A 20594-nucleotide genomic window follows, 5' to 3' on the forward strand; every position below is an offset into this window, starting at 1 on the left:
TTGGCCCGCTTGCTCTGCGCCCCTACACCCTTAAGCGGGGCGGTGGCGGGGGTGCGCCAACACCGCGGCCACGGCGGGAACACACCGGAGTCGCCGGCCGGTCGGCCGGGTCCTGCCGTGCGTACCGCAAGCGAACGGTAACCCACGATCGACCGTCGACTCCTTCCACGACCGGGCGGCGCGTCCGCCCGGCGACCGAGAAGGAGCACCCATGTCCGGCACAGACCGCGCCATCGAGGCGGTCGACCTCGTGAAGACGTACGGGAAAGGCAAGCGGGAGGTGCACGCCCTCGCCGGCGTCACGTTCGCGGTCCGCCCCGGGATCATCTTCGCGCTGCTGGGGCCCAACGGCGCCGGCAAGTCCACCACCGTCAAGATCCTCACCACGCTCTCGGTGCCCGACTCGGGCAGCGCCACCGTCGCCGGTATCGACGTCCGCCGCGACCCCGGACAGATCCGGCGCGTGATCGGGTACGTGTCGCAGCGCCCGACGTTCGACCCGACTGCGACCGGGCTCGAGAACCTGGTGCTGCAGGGCCGCATCCACGGCGCCTCCGCGGCCCAGGCCCGGGTCCGCGCTCGGGAGCTCCTCGGCAGCTTCGACCTCACGGCGGCCGCGGACCGGACGACCGGCACCTGGTCCGGCGGGATGCAGCGCAAGCTCGACGTGGCGATGGGGCTGATGCACCGGCCCAAGGTGCTCTTCCTCGACGAACCGACCACGGGCCTCGACCCGGAGGCGCGGATGGGCATGTGGGCGGAGATCGGCCGGCTGGCCCGCGAGGACGGCCTCACCGTGCTGCTCACCACGCACTACCTCGACGAGGCCGACAATCTCGCCGCCCGGCTCGCCATCATCGACGCCGGCCGGGTCGTCGCGTCGGGCACCCCGGACGAGCTGAAGGGCGCGCTCGGCGGGGAGACCGTACGCGTCAGCCTGCCCGCGCCACCGGAGGCGGAACGGGCCCGGCACGTGCTCGAACGGCTCCCCGGCATCGCCGCGGTGGAGTCCGACGGCACGGTGGTCAACGCCCGCGTCGCGAACGGGGCCGCGGCGCTTCCCGGCCTCCTCGCCGCCCTCGACGCGGCCACGGTGGAGCTCACCACGGTGACGGTGGCTCGCCCGTCGCTCGACGACGTGTACCTGCACCACGCCGGCCGCAGCTTCTCCTCCGCCTCGCTGGAAGGGGCCGGCCGATGACCACCCTCGTCACGCACACCGGGCTGCTGTCGCTGCGCTCCCTGCGTACGTTGTCCCGCCAACCGGCGTACCTGATGTTCACGCTGGTGCAGCCGATGGTCTGGCTGCTGCTCTTCGGCCAGCTGTTCCGCCGCATCGCGGAGATGCCGGGCTTCGGCGGCGGGTCGTACCTGAGCTACCTGACCCCCGGCGTGGTCGTCATGACCGCGATGATGACCGCCGGCTGGAGCGGCACGTCGATCGTCCAGGACATGGAACGCGGCGTCATGGACCGCACGCTCACCTCACCGGTACGCCGCGCCGCCCTCGTCAACGCCTCCCTCGTCCACCAGGCGATCGTGACGCTCGTCCAATCGGTGATCATGGTGAGCGTCGGCCTGCTCGCCGGCGCCCGCTACGACGGGGGAGTCCGCGGCATGCTCGTGCTCGCCCTCGCCGCGATCCTCATCGGCGTGGTGTTCGCCGCCTTCTCCGACGCGGTCGCGCTCCTCGTCCACCAGCAGGAGGCGCTGATCGCGGTGGCGCAATTCCTGGTGCTGCCGCTGACCTTCCTGTCCTCGGTGATGATCGCGCCGTCGCTGATGCCGGGCTGGGTCGCCGACGTGGCCCGCTACAACCCGGTGGACTGGGCGGCGGTGGCGGCCCGGGAGGCCCTGACCGACGCCCCGGACTGGGGACTGGTGGGCGGCCGGATCGGACTGCTGCTGGCGCTCGCGGCGGTGATGGCGTGGCTGTCCGCCCGCGCCTACCGTGTGTACCAACGCTCCATCTGAGCCGCCTCCTCGCGGGGAACGGGCGGGGGAGACCGGGGCAGCTCCCGGAACCTCCCGCTCTCCCGGGAGGGCCGGCTACCGGTGGGCCGGCCGGGGCGTCAGATCGGGCCCGCCGAGGCCGCTCCGGGGGTCGGGCTCCGCGGCCACGGCGCTCAGCAGCTCGCGGGCCCGGGCGATCGCGGCCGGGGTGTCCCGGCACAGCAGGTCGTCGCGCTCGAGGTCCGCCGTGATGCCGAGGGCGGTCAGCGCCTGCCGGTGGGCGGGGTCGATGCCGGAGAGCAGGACGAGGATCCCGCGGTGCCGCAGCCGGGTGATGGCGTCGCCGAGGATGTGGGCCCCCGTGGCGTCGATGGTGGACACCCGGGACATGCGCAGGATGACGGCGCGTACGTCGGCGACCTCGGTGAGCTCCAGCAGGAAGTCGTGCGCGGCGGCGAAGAACAGCGGGCCGTCCAGCCGGTAGGCGACGATGTGCTCCCGCAGCAGCGCGTGCTCCTCGGCGCTGTGGTCGGTGTCGTCGATCGGCACCTGCGTGATGCCCGCGGTCCGGGCGATGGCCCGCAGGGCGAGGACCACGGCGACGCCGAGCCCGACGGCCACGGCGGTGACCAGGTCGAAGACCACGGTCACGGTGAAGGTGAGGACGAGGACGGCCGCGTCGCGATGGGTGGCCCGGACCAGCGCCAGCAGCGATGCGGTCTCGACCATCCGTACGGTCGTGGCCAGCAGGACGCCGGCCAGCGCGGCCAGCGGGATCCGGGACACCAGCGGCGCGGCGGCCAGCACGATGACGGCCAGGGCCACCGCGTGGGTCAGCGCGGCCAGCTTCGACTGGGCCCCGGCGCGGACGTTGACCGCCGTACGCGCGATCGCCGCGGTGGCCGGGACGCCACCCATGATGGGTGCCGCGAGGTTCGCCAGGCCCTGCCCGAACAGCTCGCGGTCGGGATGATGCCGCTGGCTGACGCTCATGGCGTCAGCGACCGTGGCGGACAGCAGGCTCTCCAGGGCGGCGAGGGCGGCCACCGCGAGCGCGGCGGGCATCAGATCGGCGGCCGCCGACCAGTCCAGGAAGTGCAGCGAAGGCGCGGGCACGCCGCTGGGCAGCGCGCCGATCCGCGCCAACGGCAGGGACGTGACCTCGGCCAGCACGGTGGCGCCGGCCACGGCGAGCAGCGAGAACGGTACGGCGGGACGCCAGCGCGCGCCCAGCAGTATGAGCGTGGCAACCCCCGCCGTCACCAGGACGGGAGCCGGGTGGGGGTGGGACACGAAGCGCGCCACGGCGTCGGCGGCCACCGCCCAGACCTTCTCGCCCTCCGCGTCGCCGACGCCGAGCATCGCGGGCACCTGCTGCAGGGCGATCACCACCGCGATGCCCGCCGTGAAGCCCTCGATCACGGGCGTGGGCAGATACCGGACGTACCGGCCCAGCCCGGCCACGGCGAGCCCGATCAGCACGAGACCGGCCATGACGCCGACCATGAGCACCCCGTCGGCCCCGAACTCGTGCACGATCGGCAGCAGCACCACGGTCATGGCCCCGGTCGGCCCGGACACCTGCAGGTTCGACCCGCCGAACACCGCGGCCACCGCCCCGGCCACGACGGCGGTGACCAGCCCGGCCTGGGCCCCCAGCCCGGACGCCACCCCGAACGCCAGCGCCAGCGGCAGGGCGACCACCGCGACTGTCAACCCCGCCACGAGGTCCCGCCGCGGATGCCGCCGGGCCGCGGCCCAGTCGCCGCGCTGCGGAAGAAGATCCGTCAGCCGCCCGGTCATGACAGCTGCCTCTCGGCGTCGATCTGGACGAGCAGCTCGTCACGGTCGGTGAGGACCGCGGAGAGAATCCGCCGCCCGGCCGCCAACAGCTCCGCCACAGCGGGCGTGCTGAGCGTGTAGACGACTGACGAGCCGCTGCGTGCCGAGGTGACGAGGCCGGCCCGGCGCAGCACGCCGAGCTGCTGGGACAGGTTCGACGGCTCGACGTCGATGTCGGCGAGCAGGTCGCGTACGGGCTTCGGGCCGTTCTGGAGGAGCTCCAGGACACGGATGCGGACCGGGTGGCCCAGCGTGCGGAAGAGCTCGGCCTTCGCCTGGTACAGCGGGACACCCATGGTTCACACCTGTCGATATGGCGACTTCTTCACTTGAAGAACTCTTCAAGTCGCTGCCAGCGTACCGGGTGGGATTCGCTGAGTACAGGGCGTCAGTTCTCTGTGCCGGCGGGCGCTCCGGTGAGCCAGCGCTCCGCATCGAGGGCGGCCGCGGCGCCGGTGCCGGCCGAGGTGATCGCCTGACGATAGCCTCCAGCGTCTCGACTCCGCGTGGACGCCGAAACCAGGTACGGCATGTGAGACGGCCCTGAACCCGGACAACCTCGGCGGGGCGGCGCCGTACGGGCTTGAATGGAAGATCGACCCCCTCGGTAACCGCACCGAGGAAATCTCTTACAGCGCGGCGGGGCAGACCAAGCGGACCTACGCCGTGCCCAAGCCGGGGAAGGGCGTCGTCCGTCCCCACGCGGTCAGCCTGATGACCACGACACTCCCGGGTCAGACGACCGGCACCGACTCCTCGTATCAATACGACGACGCCGGCAACATGAAGGCACGTCCCGGGGCGACGGCCGCTCAGGCTCTGACGTGGGACGCCGAAGGCAAGCCCGTACAGATCCTGGAAGGCGCCAAACGCTTCACCAACCTGTACAGCGCCGACGGTGACCGGCTCATCCGCCGCGACCCCAACGGTACGACTCTCTACCTGCCGGGCATGGAGATCCGCCGCAACGTCTCGGGCAGCACCGCGACCGTGACCGGTACGCGTTACTACACCTTCAACGGCCAGACCGTCGCCTCCCGTACCAACCAGACCGACAGCCTGGCGTGGCTCTTCTCGGACCACCAGGGCACCCAGCAGGTCGCGGTCACCGCGGCCGCCCAGAAGGCCACCATCCGTCGCCAACTTCCCTACGGGGACCCGCGCGGCGGCGACCCGGCATGGCCGAACCTCAAGGGTTTCGTCGGCGGTGACAAGGACCCCACCGGGCTGACGCACATCGGAGCCCGCGAGTACGACCCCGTGCTGGGCCGGTTCATCTCCGTCGACCCGGTGCAGGACCTGACGCAGCCGCAGCAGTGGAACGCGTACTCCTACGCGGGTAACAACCCGATCGGCCGCAGCGACCCGTCGGGCATGTTCTTCATCGACCCGATCAGCATCATCGGCATCATCGGCGCCATCGGGCAGATCATCGAGAGCGGCGGCGACACCGGGGGCGGGGACTCCGGTGGCAGCGGCAATGGAGGCAACGGCGGTAATGGCGGTAATGGCAGCGGCACCGGAAACGGCGGCAACAGCCTCCGCTCCATCATCGGCAACGGCCTGAAAGGGCAACTCGACGCCGGCTACGAGGCGACGGTCGGTATGGTCACCGGCGTCTACTCCATGTTCGAGAGCACATACACCCAAGCCAAAGCCGACGGGGCAGCCATCGGTAAGGGCGACATGACGGTGTGGGAAGCGCTCTGGGGCCAGACCAAACGGACCTGGAACTCCGCCGGCATGGGCGGTGGCAATTACAACTTCCTGAAAAGCCTGCTGTCCGAGGGAAAGAGAATCTTCACCGCGGACACCTGGGGCGAACGGGCCTACGCGGGTTCGCACTTGGTGTCGACCGTCGCCCTCATGTTCGTCGGGCCCAAGGGCATGAAGGGCAAGCCGAAGGCTCCGGCGGCGGCTGCCCTGGAAGGTGTCGAAGGGGGCGCGCCGGCCCGCAACGCGGCGAAGCCCAAGGGGTGCCTGAACAGCTTCGCCCCGACCACGCTGGTGCTGATGGGGGACGGCTCCACCAAGCCGATCGGCGACATCGAGGTCGGTGACGAGGTAGTCGCCACGGATCCGGAAGCGGAACGCACTGAGAGCCGCCCGGTGACGGCTACCGTTGTCAACGACGACCGCAATTTGACCGACGTGACGGTCCGGATCGACGAGGACGCCGAGTTCACCCTCCAGACCACGCCGGAACACCCCTTCTGGGACGACAGCCGCAAGGTCTGGAGCGATGCTCGCGACCTGAAGCCGGAGACTCGCCTCCGTACGGTGGACGGAAGCAGCACTCGAGTGGTTGTGGCGCGCTCATATCCCGGCCAGCGCTGGATGTACAACCTCAGCGTCGCCGACCTCAACACGTACTATGTGCTCGCTGGCAACATGCCGGTACTCGTACACAACTGCGGGGATGCTGCCAAACATGGCGTGGATAACTTGGCGGACTCGCTTGATGAGAACACCTACTTCCATTACACGGATGAGGCGGGGCACGCATCGATCATGGAAGGTGGAGTTGTTAAGGCGAACAGGAAAAACGTCTCGTACTTTACCCAAGACATGGTCACGCCGGGTGATGCAAACGGTGTCCTATTCGCCGGGAATCCGGGCTATGTGGGACGAGGCTCGCATGTGATCGCCTTCCGAATGCCGCCCGGTGTGTTGCAGAGAGGCACCCAGGCCAATGAGATGGCGCACGTCGGCTCCTTCCGATTCACGCCGGACCAGGTGATCTATCATGGCCCGAATCCCTTCAAGTAGGAGTGAGATGCTTGGTGTTGACGCGTACTTCGAGCTGCTGGCGCTGAACCGGGCGTTGATGGAAGTTCGCTTTCTCGGCGGCGACATTGATGATGCGGTTCGTGGAAGCTCCCACCTGGCAGACATCCACGCTCGCCTGCTGGAAGAAATAATTGCCTACCATCGCCAACGGGAGGAACTTGCGAAGGTCGCATCTTGGCAGGATTGGCTTGTTTTTGGTAATCGGACGTTAGAACGACGGGGAATCGTCGAATATCTTTCGGAATTTTGGTCGTCCTGGGATTCGAAGGAAGCGAGGCGTGCGGCGCTGGAGACTCAAATGAAGCCATTCGTGTACAGCCAGGAGGACTTCGACAGCCTCTATCGAGAGCTGGAGGAACGGTCCTTGCCGCGGTGACCAGTTGCCCGGCGATGCTCGATTCGGTCCTCCAAGTGATCGTCACTTTCCGTGTTTGATCGGACGCTGCTGGCCGTAAAGTCTTGGGCGCGTTGCCGTCAAGTGGCAAGAGGGAGCCGACTGATTTCGATGGGGTGTTTCGTCGACTGCATGGCTTCGGCATATGGCGCTCGACTACTCCGAGGCTCGCCTGCTTTCATGGCGGATCTCGCTGCACGCGTCGATGGATGCGGGTCGTGAGCCTGACGCTGAGCCGAACGCAAGCGGAATATCAGCAGCTAGGAGCCCGTACGCGCATTCTGTGACGACTGTTACCAACATGCCCCGGGCGGAAGGATCCGGGCCGTGGGGGACTTGTCCCAAGGGTGACTGTGGCTCGCACCGAAACCCTGCCCGACAACGACGCGTCCCCCGGGGAGCTCCTTACTCCCGGCCGCCGCTTCCGGATTGTCCTGGTGCTCGGCTTCCTGACCGCGCTGGGTCCGCTCACCATCGACATGTATCTGCCGGCGCTGCCGACGATCACCGATGACCTTGGCGCTACTCCCGCGGCGGTTCAGCTCACGCTGACGGGCACGCTGGTCGGTCTGGCCTTCGGGCAGTTGCTGGTCGGTCCGCTGTCCGACGCCGTGGGGCGCCGGGTTCCTCTGCTCGCCGGCGTCGGCGTTCACCTGGTCGCTTCGGTGCTCTGCGTGATCGCGCCCAACCTGGCCGTGCTGGGCACGCTCCGGGTGCTGCAGGGCCTCGGCGCGGCGGCCGCCTCCGTGGTCGCGATGGCGATCGTGCGGGATCTGTTCAGCGGCTTCGCTGCGGCGCGGCTGTTCTCCCGGTTGATTCTCGTGGTCGGCGTCGCGCCGATCCTTGCCCCGACCATCGGCGGCCAGACGCTGCAGTTCACCTCGTGGCGTGGCGTCTTCGTCGTGCTCACTGTCGCCGCGGCCGCCATCATGGCTGCCAGCGCGATCGTCCTGCCGGAGACGCTGGCGATCGGCAGGCGTCGCAGCGGCGGGATCGCCGGCACCCTGCGGGACTACGGCCGGCTCTTCACCGACCGGGTCTACGTCGGGCTCATTCTCGTCGCCGGGCTCGCGATGGCCGCGCTGTTCGCGTACGTGAGCGGCTCGTCGTACGTGTTGCAGGACGGTTTTGGTCTGAGTGAGCAGCAGTTCGCGTACGTCTTCGCGGGCGGCGCTGTCGGTCTGATCGGCGCCACCCAGCTCAACGTGCGGCTGCTGCGGCGCTGGACGCCTCAGCAGATCCTGAGCAGTTCGCTGCTGGCCGGGCTGGGGTTCGGTTCGGTGCTGCTGGTGCTGGCCGTCACGGAGACCGGTGGGCTGGTCGGCATCCTGATCCCGCTCTGGCTGGTGCTCGCCATGGTGGGGCTGGCCATGCCGAACGCGCCCGCCTTGGCGCTGAACCGGCACGGCGAGGCCGCGGGTACGGCGGCCGCGCTGCTCGGTGCGGTCCAGTTCGGCGTCGGCGCGCTGGCCGCACCGCTGGTCGGAGTGCTCGGTGTGGGTACGGTCGCGATGGCCGTCGTCGTCTTCGGCGGCATGCTCGCCGCCACGCTGGTCTGCTTCCTCGTCGTCCAGCCGCACCGGCTCCCGGTGGAGCAGACGGACGTCGCCTACGCCGCGGCTCATTAGCAACGGCGAAGGGCCGCCACGAAGTGGCGGCCCTTCGGGGAAATGCAGGTCAGAACGGCGTCATGACGATGCCGGCCTGGCGGGGGTCGCCGCTGTGCACCAGCGACTCCTGGTTCTGCACGTCGTCGAAGGCGAACGCGTACGCCTTGCCGTCCGCCATCTGGTCGTGGATGACCTTGGCGTAGTGGTTGCTGGGCTCGCCCTTGTAGAAGTCGCCGGCCGAGCCGCTCGGCTGGGTGTCGAGCGTGCCGAGCGTGGTGCGCTGCATGGCCGCGCAGAGCGTCCGGGCGATCGGGCCCACGACCAGGTCGTTCGGTGCGCCGAGCGCGCCGTCGCAGCCCCACACGTTGGCCGTGGACGGCTTGGTGAACGAGGCCACCACCTTGCCGGCGCCGTCGGTGAAGTTCATGACGTTGCCGCTGGTGCGGCCGGAGAACTTCGTGTTCGGCTGGTCGCCGAAGGGCACGACGGTCAAGGTCTTGCTCGTGTACGCGTTCCACGCCCGGTTGATGTACGGGTCCAGGTACGTGGCGCTCATGAGTCCGGCGTCGGCCGCCTTGCCGGGGGCGAGGACGCGCAGCACCGTACCGTCGGAGCGGGTGACGACGCTCTTGGCGAAGTCGGGCTGGGCCTTGATGGCGTCGATGACCTTCTGCCGGCCACCCGCCTTGAGCTCGCCGGTCTTGCTCGTCGCGCCGTTGCCGCCCTGGACGCTGACCACGTGCGGGATCGCGAACATGTCGACCTGCGAGCTGTTCAGCCACAGGCCGGAGTCGTTGAGGGTGAACTCGCTCCAGTCGAACAGGATGTCGCGGTTCGGGTCGCCGCCGGCCCACGGCGCGGGCTGCACCAGGCCGTCGGTGCTGAGCCGGAAGTCCAGCTTCTTGCCGAACGACATGTACAGGCGGCCGGACAGGTTCTTCGGCATCTTGATGGTGGTGCTGGAGCCGTTGGCCGGGCCGGGGATCGACACGTCCGGCGCCGGCACCGGTACGGCCGCGCCGCCCGTCCACGGGGTGAAGGTGCCGCCGGCGTTGACGTAGCCCAGCTTGCCGGTGCTCAGGTTGACGCCGAGGACGTACAGGAAGACGGCGTCGGAGCGGCCGGTGTCGTTGGTGACCTTGACCGGGAGCAGGTTCGAGGCCGGCGGCGGGCTCGGGTTGTCCGCGGGCTTCGTGGTGGGCGTCGCCGCCGGGGGCTTCGTCGTGGGCGCCGTGGTCGCCGGCGGGGGAACCGGCCGGTAGGACGTCGGCGCGACCGTGGGGGCGGTCGTGGGAGCCTGCGCGCCGCCGCCGCTGCACGGCTGGCCGTTGAGCTTGCAGTCGAGCGGGTTGCCGCCGGAGCCGATGAAGCCGAAGGTCACCTTGCCGTCGACCGGGACGGCGCCGTTCCAGCCGCGGTTGGTGAACGTGCGGTGCTGGCCGCTGGCGGTCATGTCGGCTTCCCAGAAGCTGCCGATCGTGGCGCCCGCGGGCAGGTCGAACTCGACCTTCCAGGACGTCATCGCCTTCGGGCCGCCGTTGGTGATCGTCACGCCGCCCTGCCAGCCGGAGCCCCAGTCGGACGACTTCGTGAAGACCGCCGTGGTGGCCGCGGCGGACGCCGGCATGGCGATCCAGGCGGTGGCCCCGGCGGCCACCACGGCGGCTGTCGTGAGGATGAGTGTTCGCTTGCGGCGCATGGGGGGTAGTGCCTCCGTCAAGGGGATGTGAAGTCCCCGTAATTATCAGGAGTCTTTACCGTGCCGCCGGTTTTTTAAGACGATCATTAAAGGTTCCGTAAGGGATCATGGACACGAAGGGTCGCCCGCCGGTCGCGCATCGCGAAACCGGCGGGCGATAACACTTTTCCTCCTGTGAACTACACGCGGCGCCACTTCTGATTCGCGCCGCCCACGCAGTCCCAGAGATGCAGGAGTGCGCCGTCGTTGCCGTTCCACTCCTTGATGTCGACGCACTTGTTCGCCTGCGGGTTGACGAGGTCACCCGCGGCGGAGAGGACGAATTGCTGCGCCGGGTTGCCGCTGCAGCCGACGATCTGGATCGCCGCGCCGTTCGCCGTCGAGCCCCAGGCCACGTCCATGCACTTGTTGTTGGAGGTCTGCAGCGTGCCGTTCACGAACGTCCACTTCTGCGCGGCGGTGCCGTTGCAGGTGTACATCTGCAGCTGTACGCCGTCGGAGAAGTTCGCGTTCGGTACGTCGATGCACTTGTTGTTCCAGTTGCTGACCACAGAGCTGGTGCTGGAGCCACCGCCGCTCGTGGTGAGCGAGAGGCCGTACACGCCGAGGATCTCGTTGACCGGCTGGAACCACATCGTGCCGCCGGAGGAGCAGTTGCCCGTACCGCCGGAGGTCACGCCCTGTGCCTGGTTGCCGGAGATCCAGGAGCCGCCCGAGTCGCCCGGCTCGGCGCACGCGTTGCTGCGCGCGAGGCCGGAGACGGAGCCCTGGGCGTACACGATGGTCTCGTCGCGGCCGAGGATCGTCCCGCAGCGCCACCCGGTCGTGCGGCCGGAGCGGCACACCGAGCTGCCGACCGCGGCCTCCTGCGAGCCGGCGACGACAACGTTGCCACCGGAGTAGTTGTTGACCCACGGCTGCGGCGTCCAGTTGCCGTTCGTACGGATCCACGAGTAGTCGTTGCCCGGGAACGACGAGCCGGCGAAGGTGCCCTGCGAGACGTTGTTGTAGCCGAGCGTCGGGCTGTTCACGCCGCCGCAGTGACCGGCGCTGACGAAGCCGCCCGCGACCGCGAAGCCCACCGAGCACAGCGTGTTGCCGTTGATGACGTACTGGTCGCCGCCGCGGATGTCGTACATCGGCTTGGGTTGCTCGGCGGCGTCGACCACCGTCACCGAGCCGGCGCCGCTGGCCGCCACGAAGGAGCGCGCCTGTGCCGACGCGCCCGGCCTGGCCATCACCACGAGGCTGTTCGAGGCGACGTCGACGTACCAGCCGCGGATCGCCGTACCCTGCGCTTTCGCGGCGTGGCGATCGAGCTTGGCGCGGGACGACTCCAGGTCGGCCGCGCTGCGGCCGACGATCTTCGGCACCGCGCCCTCGGCGCGGACCGCGGCGGCCTGGCGGGCGTCGGTGACCGCGACGGTGAGCCGGTCGGCGCCGCGGGGGATCCAGGCGCCGGCGAAGGTCCCGCCCAGCCTCGTGCGCAGGCGTTTCTCCACGACCGGCGCGGCGGCCTCGGTGGCGAGACGGGCGGCGATCTGGTCGTCGCTGAGCCCCAGGTCGCGGCGCATGGCCGCCACCATGCCCGGGGCCATGTCGAACCGGGGCGCCGCGGTGGGTGCGGCGGGCGCCGGTGTGGGGGCGGCGAGGCTGGGCGCCGGTAGGAGGCCGATGGCGGTGAGCGCCGCGGCACCGAGGCCGAGCGCTTTCAGAGCACGGGACATGGCGGGTGAGTCCTTCGCTGATCTGGGGAAATCGAGGAAGGAGAGCGCTCTCTAGCATCGGAGTTTGTCGATAGTTAACAGATCTGTCAAGAAAGTTGAGAGATTTCGACGGCGGTCACGCATGGTAGTGTTGCCGACGCCTGGTGGGAATCGGATCCCGCCGGGCGTTTGTCGTTACGGTCACAAGAATCGAGGCATGTGAAGACCTACACAGGTGCTCCCTACCCGGCGGACACGCACAGCCCGCTCCAGCGGCGGCTGCTGCGCAACGCCTCGTCCCCCGCGCGTGCTCCGCAGAGCGACGCGCTGCGCCTCCAGGTGCCCGCGCTGGTGCCCGAGGTTCACCTGTTCCTCGCCGAGGACGCCGTCCTGCTCTGGGCGCGCCTCGAGGCCGAGGCCGGTCACCCGCTGCCCGCACCGTTCTGGGCCACCGCCTGGGCCGGCGGTCAGGGCCTGGCCCGCTACGTCCTCGACCACCCGCAGCTCGTGGCCGGGCGCCGGGTCCTCGATCTCGCCTCGGGATCCGGCCTGGTCGCCATCGCCGCCGCGCAGGCGGGCGCCGCCGAGGTGGTGGCCAACGACATCGATCCGTACGCCGTGGCCGCGATGCACGCCAATGCCAACGCCAACGACGTGTCCGTCCAGATCTCGGCCGAGGACCTCACCGACGGTGACGGCGGCGACGCCGACCTCATCCTGGCCGGCGACTGCCTGTACAGCGGGGACATGGCCGCCCGCATGCTGCCGTTCCTCGGCCGCGCGATGCGCCGCGGCGCGACGGTGCTGCTCGGCGATCCGCAGCGCGGGTACGCGCCCGCGGGCCTGCTGCGCACGCTCGCGACGTACCCCCTGATCCAGCCCGGCGCTGTCGGAGATCAACAGGAATGGGTCAGTGTCATGACCCCGGTCGCCGCCGAGCTGCCCGCTTAGCGCCCGACCCGCCCTTATGCGCCCTCGCAGTTGCCCGTCGAACGTGTCAGGCTGAACGCTGACCCGTCGGGGGACGGGTCCGCGAGAGCCGTGGGGTGTGGGTATGGGCATGGTCAAAGTCGTCGGTCTGGTCCTGCATCCCCGGCGGGACTGCGGATCGGCCATCGAGGCGATCGTGCGGTGGGCCGCCTCCCGGGACGTGACCGTGCTCGGCCTGCACGACGAGATCACCCGGATCGACTGCGACGCCGTCGAGGTCTCCGCGGACGAGATGGTCGAGCGCGCCGGACTGCTGGTCAGCCTGGGCGGCGACGGCACCATGCTGCGCACCATGCGCCTGGTCGAGGGGCGCAAGACCCCGGTGCTGGGTGTCAACGTCGGCCGGCTCGGCTTCCTCGCCGAGGTCGACCTGCCCGACCTGGCCGGCGCGCTGTCGGCGATCGACGAGCACAAGTTCACGATCGAATCGCGTACGGCGGTGCGCACGGTGCTGCCCGACGGCCGGGAAGTCTCCGCGTTCAACGACATCGCGCTGGTCCGCGTCCCCGGCGACGGGCTCGCGCACGTCGGCATCAACGTCGAGGGCAGCAACTTCGTCCGGTACGCGGCCGACGCCGTCATCGTCGCCACGCCCACCGGCTCGACGGCGTACAGCTTCTCCGCGGGCGGGCCCATCGTCTCGCCGAACGTCGAGGGCATCCTGGTCAGCGCGTCCGCCGCGCACTCGTCGTTCAACCGCTCGCTGATGCTCTCGCCCGACGAGCACCTCGAGCTGGAGGTGGCGGCGACCAGCGGCCGGCTCGCCATCGAGGTGGACGGCATCATCCAGGGCCACGCCGGGGCCGGCGACCACCTCCGGATCATCCCCGTGCCGGGCGCCGCGCAGGTCATCCGCTTCGGCGGGACCTCGTTCTACGAGCGCGCCCGGCGCAAGCTGCGCGTCGAGGGCAGCGCCCAGGTCGGCAGCGGCGACGCGTCGGACGCCGTGGTCGTGGACAGCTTCGAGCAGTCCCGCTACGAGGTGCTGCTCGGCGGCGAGCTGGCCGGCGTACTGCACTACCGGCGGCACGGCGAGCGGGTCGAACTGGCGCACACCGAGATCGACCAGGCCTTCGAGGGGCGCGGGCTGGCCGGCCGGCTCGCCGCGGGCGCCCTCGACGACGCCCGCCGGCGCGCCACCCCGGTGCTGGTCACCTGCCCGTTCGTGGCCGGCTGGCTGGACCGGCACCCCGAGTACGCCGACGTGCTCGCCGCCCCACCCGAACCCCGCACCGAGAACTCCATCGACACCGGAGGCAACCCCTCATGACACAACCCGCCTGCACCCACCTCGACCAGGCGAACGACATCACGCCGTCCGGCCAGGGCTGCGTGGAGTGCCTGGCCGCCGGGGGCCGCTGGGTCCACCTGCGCGTCTGCATGACGTGCGGCCACGTCGGCTGCTGCGACTCGTCACCCGGCAAGCACGCGACCGCGCACTTCCACGGCGAGTCGCACCCGCTCGTGCAGTCGTACGAGCCGGGTGAGGACTGGTGGTGGTGCTTCCAGGACGAGGTGGCCTTCAAGGTCGCCGACGCCCCCACGTTCACCTACGGCTGAGCACGCAGAGGAACTCCATGGGTCACCCCGCCATCCTGACCGTCGACGACGACCCCTCCGTCTCCCGGGCGATCGCCAGGGACCTGCGCCGCCGCTACGGCGAGAACTACCGGATCATCCGGGCCTCCTCGGCTACCGACGCGCTGGATGCGCTCAAGGACATCAAGCTGCGCGGCGGCCGGGTCGCCGTCATCCTCGCCGACTACCGAATGCCACAGATGAACGGCATCGAGTTCCTGGAGCAGGCGATGGACCTGTTCCCGAACGCGCGGCGGGCGCTGCTGACCGCGTACGCCGACACCGACGCCGCCATCCAGGCCATCAACGTGGTGGACGTCGACCATTACCTGCTCAAGCCCTGGGACCCGCCGGAGGAGAAGCTCTACCCCGTCATCGACGCGCTCCTCGACGCCTGGCAGGCCACCGGCGACCGGGAGCTCGAGGACATCCGCGTCGTCGGGCACCGCTGGAGCGAGCCGTCGTACCAGATCCGTGACTTCCTGGCGCGCAACCTCGTGCCGTACAAATGGCTCGGAGCGGACGACCCGGAGGGGCGCCGCCTGCTGGAGGCCGCCGGGGTGGGCCCCGAGGCGATCCCGCTGGTGGTGACGGCCGACGGCCGGGCGCTGGCACAGCCGTCCACCTCCGAGGTGGCCGAGGCGGCCGGCCTGTCCACCGCGCCCAACCGCGACTTCTACGACCTGATCATCGTGGGCGGCGGCCCGGCCGGGCTGGGCGCCGCGGTGTACGGCGCCTCGGAGGGCCTCAAGACGCTGCTCGTGGAGCGGCAGGCGGTCGGCGGGCAGGCCGGGCAGAGCTCCCGCATCGAGAACTACCTCGGCTTCCCGGACGGCATCTCCGGCGCCCAGCTCACCGACCGGGCGCGGCGGCAGGCGGGCAAGTTCGAGGCGGAGGTGCTCAACACCCGCGAGGTCACCGGGCTGCGGCTGGACGGCTCCGCCCGCACGCTGACGTTCGGCGACGGCGGCGAGGTGTCGGCGCACTCGATCGTGCTGGCCACCGGGGTCGCGTACCGGCCGCTGGTCGCCGACGGCGTCGCCGAGCTGACCGGCTCGGGCGTCTACTACGGGTCCGCCTCGACCGAGGGCCCGTCGTGCGCCGGCAGCGACGTCTACATCGTGGGCGGGGCGAACTCGGCCGGGCAGGCCGCGCTCTTCTTCTCCCGGTACGCCCGCAGCGTCACCCTGCTGGTGCGCGGCGACTCGCTCGAGGCGTCGATGTCGTACTACCTGATCCAGCAGCTCAACAAGATCGACAACATCCACGTCCGGACCCGCTGCGAGGTGGTCGGCGCGCAGGGCGACGGGCACCTGCAGGCGATCACGATCTGCGACAGCAAGAACGGCCGCAGCACGACGGTCGAGTGCGGCTACCTGTTCGTCTTCATCGGCGCCGAGCCGCGGACGGACTGGCTGAGCAACGCGGTGGCGCGCGACGAGAAGGGCTTCGTCTACACCGGGCCGGACCTGTTGACGAACGGCACACGCCCGGCGGGATGGGATCGGGACCGCGATCCGTTCTACCTGGAGTGCAGTGTTCCCGGCATCTTCGCCGCCGGCGACGTCCGGGCCAACTCGGTGAAACGGGTGGCCTCGGCGGTCGGCGAGGGCGCGATGGCGGTCACGCTGGTCCATCGGTACTTGGAGGCACAGTGATGAGCGACGTCGAGGAAGTTCAGCTCCAGCCCTGCGAACCCGGCAAGCTGACGCCCGCCGAGCTCAAGACCCTGTTCCTGTTCGAGAAGCTGACCGACGAGCAGCTGGCGTGGATGGCCGACCACGGCTGCACCATGCACGCCCCGGCCGGCTCCCTGGTGCTCCGCGAGGGCGACCCCGCCGAGCTCTTCGTGGTCCTGCTGAGCGGCACGATCTCGCTCAGCCGCCGGGTCGGCCAGGACGACGTGCAGACCTCGCGTACGGAGCAGCGCGGCGTCTACATGGGCGCGACGCAGGCGTACATCCGTGACGAGGGCGTCGAACGCAAGTACATGGCGTCCATGCGGGCGCTCGACGATGCCGACTTCTTCGTACTCTCCGCCGCCGACTTCGGCTCGATGATGCGCGAGTGGTTCCCGATGGCGATCCACCTGCTGGAGGGGCTCGCGCTCGGCATGCGCAGCACCCAGGCGGCGATCAGCGAGCGGCAGCGCCTCGTCGCGCTCGGCGCCCTGTCCGCCGGCCTCATGCACGAGCTCAACAACCCGGCCGCCGCGGCGTCGCGGGCCACCGGCGCGCTGCGTCAGCGGGTCGCCGGCATGCGGCACAAGCTGGGCATGCTCGCCGCGGGCAAGGTCGACCCGGACCGCCTCGACGCGCTCGTCGAGCTGCAGGAGGAGGTCATCGAACGGGCCGCGAAGGCGCCGGCGCTGACCGCGATGCAGGCGGCCGACCGCGAGGACGAGCTCGGCGACTGGATGGACGAGCGCAACGTCACCGGCGGCTGGGACCTGGCGCCGGTCTTCGCCCAGGGCGGCCTCGACGTGCAGTGCCTCGACGACATGGAGGCCAAGGTCGGCTCGCCCGAGCTGCTCGACCAGGCCATCCACTGGATCGGGTACGCGCTCGAGACCGAGCAGCTGATGAGCGACATCGAGGACGCCACCGGCCGGGTCTCGTCGCTGGTGTCGGCGGCCAAGCAGTACTCCCAGCTCGACCGCGCCGCGCACCAGTGGATCGACGTGCACACGGGCCTGGACAGCACGCTCGTCATGCTCGGCCACAAGATCGGCAACGGCATCAAGGTCGTCAAGGAGTACGACCGCAGCCTGCCACAGGTCCCGGCCCACCCCGCCGAGCTCAACCAGGTCTGGACCAACATCATCGACAACGCGGTCCAGGCGATGGACGGCGCGGGCACGCTGACGCTGCGCACGTACGCCGAGGACGGCCACATCGTGGTGTCCATCGGGGACACCGGCCCCGGCGTCCCCGAGGAGCTGCGCAAGCGGGTCTTCGAGCCGTTCTTCACCACGAAGGCGGTGGGCGAGGGGACGGGGCTGGGGCTGGACATCTCGTACCGCATCGTGGTGAACGGCCACGGCGGCGACATCGTGCTGCAGTCCCAGCCCGGGGACACGCGGTTCCTGGTGAAGCTGCCGCTCGCGGAGCCGTCCTCCCGCTGACCGGCGCCGCCCGGGCGGCCTTGAGGTCTCTTCCGGCCGAGCGCCGTCCGGCCGGCCTTGAGGTCTCTTCTTGCCGGCCTGGGACGCGGATCGTGATGGAAAGGACCCTTGACATGCGGGCGGCGGCCGGGCATGGTCGAGTCATGACAAGCAACCTTGACACGGCTGTGCCGAGCCGCGGGGATCGCGCCCGCGCCTTCGCCTACTTCCGCGACCTGGCCCCCGCCATGGCCGCGTACGTCGTGGCCATCGTCGCCGTCGTCATGTGGGGTCACCTCGACGGCGACAGCCCCTGGCGCTTCGCCTGGGCGCTGCTGCCCGTGCTGCCCGTGCTGGGCGTGGTGCGGGCCGTGGTGCGCGGTCTCCGTCGCTCCGACGAGTACGCCCAACTGGTCCAGCTGCGCGGCCTCGCCGTCGGCTTCGCTGTCGCCATGATCGCGTACGTGGTGCTGGGCATGCTGATGGTCGCGGGCCTGAGCACGCCGGCCGCCCCCTGGATGGCCTTCGGTGCCGGCATGGTCGCCTGGGCGGCGGCCACCGCCGTCGCCGCACGCTGAACGCGGACCGGACGTGAAGAACCGCATCCGGCAGCTGCGCACCGACCGCGGCTGGACCCAGGCCGCCCTGGCAGACCTGCTGGACGTCTCCCGCCAGACCGTCAACGCGTTGGAAACGGGCCGCTACGACCCGAGCCTGCCGCTGGCGTTCCGGCTGGCCCGGATCTTCGGTCAACCGATTGAAGCGATCTTCGACCCCGAGGACGACCACCACGCCGTCCCGCCGGCGCGCTGACCAGGACGCCAGGGCGACCGGAGCTGCCGGGTGCTGTGGGCCGAGCGCCGGGCGCTGTGGGCCGGGCGCCGGGCGCTGGGCGCTGAGGGCCGTGGGCCGGGGCCGGGCGCCGGGCGCTGGGGGCCTGAGGCCGAGGGCAGGGGGTCGGGCCCGGAGCCGGGTCGGGGACTGGGGCCGGAGGCCGGGTCCGGGGCCGAGGGCTGGGTGCCGGTCCGGGGGTCGAGGTCGGAGGCTGGGGCCGAGGGTTGAGGCCGAGCCTGGGGCCGGGTCCGGCCGGGCCGGGTCGGGTCGGGCCGGGCCGGGTCGAGTCGGGCTGGGGGCCCGGTCCGGGGCGGGGGATCGTGGGCCGGGCCGGGGTCGAGGCCGGGTCGAGAGCTGGGGCTGGGCGCGGGGTCGCCGGGCCGCCGCGTAGACGCCGCTGCGCTCAGCGGAGGACGTGCTCCGCGCCGGGCGGCGTGCCAGTGCGGCCGCACCCGGCGTATCGCGTCGCCGTGGGCCTGGCGTGCCGCGCCGTCGTGGGCTTGGCGCGCCGCCGTGGTGGGCCTGGCGCGCCGCGCCGCCGTCGGCCTGGCGTGCTGCGTCGCCGTGGGCCTGGCGTGCCGCCGCGGTGGGCCTGGCGTGCCGCCGCCGTGCGCCTGGCGTGCCGCGCTGCTGGCGGCGGGGTGTGGGCTGTGGGTGCGCTGTCGGTTTGGCCGGGGGTGTGCGCGAGCGCGGCGGGTGTGACGACTGCGGCGCCCCGGTACCCCCGGTCGGGAGTGCGGGAGCGCCGCAGGCGTGGACCTTTGCTGTGGGCGTACTTAAAGGAGGCCTCGCACATATGCGGCCTGGCCGGCGTGCTGGATGTCGTCGTCCAGGATGCTGATCAGGCGGACGCCCAGGGTGACCGGCGGGTCCCAGGCCTCGTCCACGACGCGGTCCAGGTCGTCGGGCTTGAGGCCCTCGAGGTACGCCAGCGTTCGCGCGTGCACCGCGTCGTAGTAGTCGAGCAGCGCCCGGGTGTTCTCCGGGTGGACCGCCGCGACGTCCTTCGCCGAGTGGCCGTAGCCGGTGTCGGCCGGGTCGGTCTCGCGGCCGAAGCGGGGTGCCCAGTCGCCGGCGGCGTAGAGCTGGGCCTCGCCGAGCAGGTCGGCGATGTGGCTGTCCTGCACCCGGGTGAGGTGCCAGACGAGCCAGCCGACGGTGTTGGCGCCCTCGGCCGGCGCGGTGCGCAGCTGCTCCGGGGTGAGGCCGTCGACCGCGCCGCGGACGAGGTCCGGCAGGCGGCCGTACGCCTCGGTGAGCAGATCGTTCACGTTCACGGTGGCGCCTCCTATTCGGTGGGCGGGTCCTGCTGCTGTCCCTGCTGGTCGAACTGCTGGTCGCCGCCGCCGGCCGGGTCCGTCTGCTGCGGGGCCTCGGTGGCCGGCTCGGTGGTCGTCGGCTCCTCCGGGGCCGTGGTGGTCCCGGTGGGCTCCGGCGTGTCCGTCGTGGCGCCCGGCTCGGGGGACTCCGTGGTGGAGCTGTCCGGTGTGGGCGACTCGTCGGGTGCGGGGCTCTCGGAGGGCGTCGTGGCGGGCTTGTCCTGCTTGGAGTCGCTCTTGCTGGATACGAGGCTGGTGAGCGTCGTACCGGCGCTCGAGCCGTGCCCCGTCATCGACGCCAGCGACCGGCCGGCGCTCGCCTCGAGGGCGAAGATCGCGCCCATGGCCACGATGAAGACGGTGGCCGCCCCGACGAGGACCGGCTTCCACCGGATCGCGAAGCGTCCCGGCTCCTGCGGCACGGTGTGCGACGGCTTCTCCTCCTCCGTGGCGGCGGCGACGGGTGGCGTGCCCACCGCGGCCGGCACCTTGATGAAGGCGGGCGCGACCGTCTGGAGGGTCTTGGTGCCGCGTTTGAGGGAGTTGTCGAAGAGCTGCGTCCCCACGGAGCCCACCACGCTCGCCAGCGCGGCGCCGGCGAGAGTGCCGGCCACTCCGAGGAACGAGCCCAGCACTGCGGCGGCCACCGCCGCGAGAGTGCCGGCGACGACCTTGCTGATCTGGATGCCGGACCACAACCGGTCCGGTGCCTGCTCGCTCATGTCCTCCTCACATCAAGGCTCTGCCCGAGCCTGCTCACGACGCGTCCGGGTGCG

At 70.8% G+C, this 20594-nt stretch carries 18 protein-coding genes; 12 read left to right on the plus strand and 6 right to left on the minus strand.

Translation table 11 applies throughout. The annotated features are described in order from the left end of the window. The first annotated feature begins 211 nt into the window (after nucleotides 1–211). Nucleotides 212–1201 (plus strand): ABC transporter ATP-binding protein, encoded by a 990-nt coding sequence (locus tag IT780_RS10695; RefSeq protein WP_199511283.1) that lies wholly within the window; start codon nucleotides 212–214, stop codon nucleotides 1199–1201. Next, nucleotides 1198–1974: an ABC transporter permease gene (locus tag IT780_RS10700; RefSeq protein ID WP_199511284.1), complete on the plus strand. Its 777-nt coding sequence runs from the start codon at nucleotides 1198–1200 to the stop codon at nucleotides 1972–1974. The genes IT780_RS10695 and IT780_RS10700 overlap by 4 nt, the downstream gene beginning before the upstream one ends. A gap of 75 nt (nucleotides 1975–2049) precedes the next feature. Here IT780_RS10700 and IT780_RS10705 read toward each other — a convergent pair whose 3' ends face one another. Continuing rightward, nucleotides 2050–3756 (minus strand): SulP family inorganic anion transporter, encoded by a 1707-nt coding sequence (locus tag IT780_RS10705; RefSeq protein WP_199511285.1) that lies wholly within the window; start codon nucleotides 3754–3756, stop codon nucleotides 2050–2052. Beyond that, entirely contained in the window at nucleotides 3753–4091 is a 339-nt protein-coding gene (locus IT780_RS10710; protein ID WP_199511286.1) for an ArsR/SmtB family transcription factor, read from the minus strand. Before IT780_RS10710 ends, IT780_RS10705 begins: the two co-directional genes overlap by 4 nt. 418 nt (nucleotides 4092–4509) lie before the next feature. On the opposite strand from IT780_RS10710, the gene IT780_RS10715 reads away from it, so the two are divergent. From IT780_RS10715 to IT780_RS10725, 3 genes are all read left to right on the plus strand, one after another. Continuing rightward, nucleotides 4510–6564: an RHS repeat-associated core domain-containing protein gene (locus IT780_RS10715; protein ID WP_199511287.1), complete on the plus strand. Its 2055-nt coding sequence runs from the start codon at nucleotides 4510–4512 to the stop codon at nucleotides 6562–6564. Nucleotides 6565–6571: 7 nt separating this feature from the next. Continuing rightward, a complete protein-coding gene (locus tag IT780_RS10720; RefSeq protein WP_199511288.1) occupies nucleotides 6572–6961 on the plus strand; it encodes a hypothetical protein in 390 nt (129 codons plus the stop codon). 365 nt (nucleotides 6962–7326) lie between these two features. Further along, nucleotides 7327–8607 carry a multidrug effflux MFS transporter gene (locus IT780_RS10725; RefSeq protein ID WP_199511289.1) on the plus strand — a complete coding sequence of 427 codons (1281 nt, stop codon included), beginning with the start codon at nucleotides 7327–7329 and terminating at the stop codon, nucleotides 8605–8607. Nucleotides 8608–8656: 49 nt separating this feature from the next. Here IT780_RS10725 and IT780_RS10730 read toward each other — a convergent pair whose 3' ends face one another. Both IT780_RS10730 and IT780_RS10735 read right to left on the minus strand, forming a co-directional pair. Continuing rightward, on the minus strand, nucleotides 8657–10288 hold the full coding sequence (locus IT780_RS10730; protein WP_233412524.1) for a beta-1,3-glucanase family protein: 1632 nt from the start codon (nucleotides 10286–10288) through the stop codon (nucleotides 8657–8659). 179 nt (nucleotides 10289–10467) lie between these two features. Then, nucleotides 10468–12015: a ricin-type beta-trefoil lectin domain protein gene (locus tag IT780_RS10735; RefSeq protein WP_199511290.1), complete on the minus strand. Its 1548-nt coding sequence runs from the start codon at nucleotides 12013–12015 to the stop codon at nucleotides 10468–10470. Nucleotides 12016–12213: 198 nt separating this feature from the next. Between IT780_RS10735 and IT780_RS10740 the strand changes: the two genes are divergently transcribed. From IT780_RS10740 to IT780_RS10770, 7 genes are all read left to right on the plus strand, one after another. Then, the gene (locus tag IT780_RS10740) at nucleotides 12214–12945 is read left to right on the plus strand and encodes a class I SAM-dependent methyltransferase (RefSeq protein ID WP_372443663.1); all 732 of its coding nucleotides are present in this window, start codon (nucleotides 12214–12216) and stop codon (nucleotides 12943–12945) included. A 103-nt stretch (nucleotides 12946–13048) separates the two neighbouring features. Further along, on the plus strand, nucleotides 13049–14254 hold the full coding sequence (locus IT780_RS10745) for an NAD(+)/NADH kinase (protein WP_199511291.1): 1206 nt from the start codon (nucleotides 13049–13051) through the stop codon (nucleotides 14252–14254). Further along, complete coding sequence (locus tag IT780_RS10750; RefSeq protein WP_199511292.1) at nucleotides 14251–14544, plus strand: UBP-type zinc finger domain-containing protein; 294 nt, start codon at nucleotides 14251–14253, stop codon at nucleotides 14542–14544. The genes IT780_RS10745 and IT780_RS10750 overlap by 4 nt, the downstream gene beginning before the upstream one ends. A 17-nt stretch (nucleotides 14545–14561) precedes the next feature. Continuing rightward, complete coding sequence (locus tag IT780_RS10755; RefSeq protein WP_199511293.1) at nucleotides 14562–16220, plus strand: NAD(P)/FAD-dependent oxidoreductase; 1659 nt, start codon at nucleotides 14562–14564, stop codon at nucleotides 16218–16220. Next, nucleotides 16220–17686 carry an ATP-binding protein gene (locus IT780_RS10760; RefSeq protein ID WP_199511294.1) on the plus strand — a complete coding sequence of 489 codons (1467 nt, stop codon included), beginning with the start codon at nucleotides 16220–16222 and terminating at the stop codon, nucleotides 17684–17686. The genes IT780_RS10755 and IT780_RS10760 overlap by 1 nt, the downstream gene beginning before the upstream one ends. Nucleotides 17687–17829: 143 nt before the next feature. After that, on the plus strand, nucleotides 17830–18243 hold the full coding sequence (locus IT780_RS10765) for a hypothetical protein (protein ID WP_199511295.1): 414 nt from the start codon (nucleotides 17830–17832) through the stop codon (nucleotides 18241–18243). 13 nt (nucleotides 18244–18256) lie between these two features. Then, complete coding sequence (locus IT780_RS10770) at nucleotides 18257–18478, plus strand: helix-turn-helix transcriptional regulator (RefSeq protein WP_199511296.1); 222 nt, start codon at nucleotides 18257–18259, stop codon at nucleotides 18476–18478. 797 nt (nucleotides 18479–19275) lie between these two features. Here the strand turns inward: IT780_RS10770 and IT780_RS10775 are convergent. Together IT780_RS10775 and IT780_RS10780 are read right to left on the minus strand one after the other, a co-directional pair. Then, nucleotides 19276–19776: a mycothiol transferase gene (locus IT780_RS10775; RefSeq protein ID WP_199511297.1), complete on the minus strand. Its 501-nt coding sequence runs from the start codon at nucleotides 19774–19776 to the stop codon at nucleotides 19276–19278. Nucleotides 19777–19787: 11 nt separating this feature from the next. Beyond that, the gene (locus IT780_RS10780; RefSeq protein ID WP_199511298.1) at nucleotides 19788–20540 is read right to left on the minus strand and encodes a hypothetical protein; all 753 of its coding nucleotides are present in this window, start codon (nucleotides 20538–20540) and stop codon (nucleotides 19788–19790) included. Nucleotides 20541–20594: the final 54 nt, after the last annotated feature.

The organism is Nucisporomicrobium flavum (genome assembly GCF_016464385.1).
Classification (GTDB): domain Bacteria; phylum Actinomycetota; class Actinomycetes; order Mycobacteriales; family Micromonosporaceae; genus Actinoplanes; species Actinoplanes flavus_A.

What these genes read in the sequence shown, in the direction of transcription:
- IT780_RS10695 (WP_199511283.1), top strand. Translation starts at nt 212, where the DNA reads ATGTCCGGCACAGACCGCGCCATCGAGGCGGTCGACCTCGTGAAGACG.
- IT780_RS10745 (WP_199511291.1), top strand. Translation starts at nt 13,049, where the DNA reads ATGGGCATGGTCAAAGTCGTCGGTCTGGTCCTGCATCCCCGGCGGGAC.
- IT780_RS10760 (WP_199511294.1), top strand. Translation starts at nt 16,220, where the DNA reads ATGAGCGACGTCGAGGAAGTTCAGCTCCAGCCCTGCGAACCCGGCAAG.
- IT780_RS10765 (WP_199511295.1), top strand. Translation starts at nt 17,830, where the DNA reads ATGACAAGCAACCTTGACACGGCTGTGCCGAGCCGCGGGGATCGCGCC.
- IT780_RS10700 (WP_199511284.1), top strand. Translation starts at nt 1,198, where the DNA reads ATGACCACCCTCGTCACGCACACCGGGCTGCTGTCGCTGCGCTCCCTG.
- IT780_RS10755 (WP_199511293.1), top strand. Translation starts at nt 14,562, where the DNA reads ATGGGTCACCCCGCCATCCTGACCGTCGACGACGACCCCTCCGTCTCC.
- IT780_RS10710 (WP_199511286.1), bottom strand. Translation starts at nt 4,091, where the DNA reads ATGGGTGTCCCGCTGTACCAGGCGAAGGCCGAGCTCTTCCGCACGCTG.
- IT780_RS10730 (WP_233412524.1), bottom strand. Translation starts at nt 10,288, where the DNA reads ATGCGCCGCAAGCGAACACTCATCCTCACGACAGCCGCCGTGGTGGCC.
- IT780_RS10720 (WP_199511288.1), top strand. Translation starts at nt 6,572, where the DNA reads ATGCTTGGTGTTGACGCGTACTTCGAGCTGCTGGCGCTGAACCGGGCG.
- IT780_RS10715 (WP_199511287.1), top strand. Translation starts at nt 4,510, where the DNA reads ATGACCACGACACTCCCGGGTCAGACGACCGGCACCGACTCCTCGTAT.
- IT780_RS10750 (WP_199511292.1), top strand. Translation starts at nt 14,251, where the DNA reads ATGACACAACCCGCCTGCACCCACCTCGACCAGGCGAACGACATCACG.
- IT780_RS10735 (WP_199511290.1), bottom strand. Translation starts at nt 12,015, where the DNA reads ATGTCCCGTGCTCTGAAAGCGCTCGGCCTCGGTGCCGCGGCGCTCACC.
- IT780_RS10780 (WP_199511298.1), bottom strand. Translation starts at nt 20,540, where the DNA reads ATGAGCGAGCAGGCACCGGACCGGTTGTGGTCCGGCATCCAGATCAGC.
- IT780_RS10705 (WP_199511285.1), bottom strand. Translation starts at nt 3,756, where the DNA reads ATGACCGGGCGGCTGACGGATCTTCTTCCGCAGCGCGGCGACTGGGCC.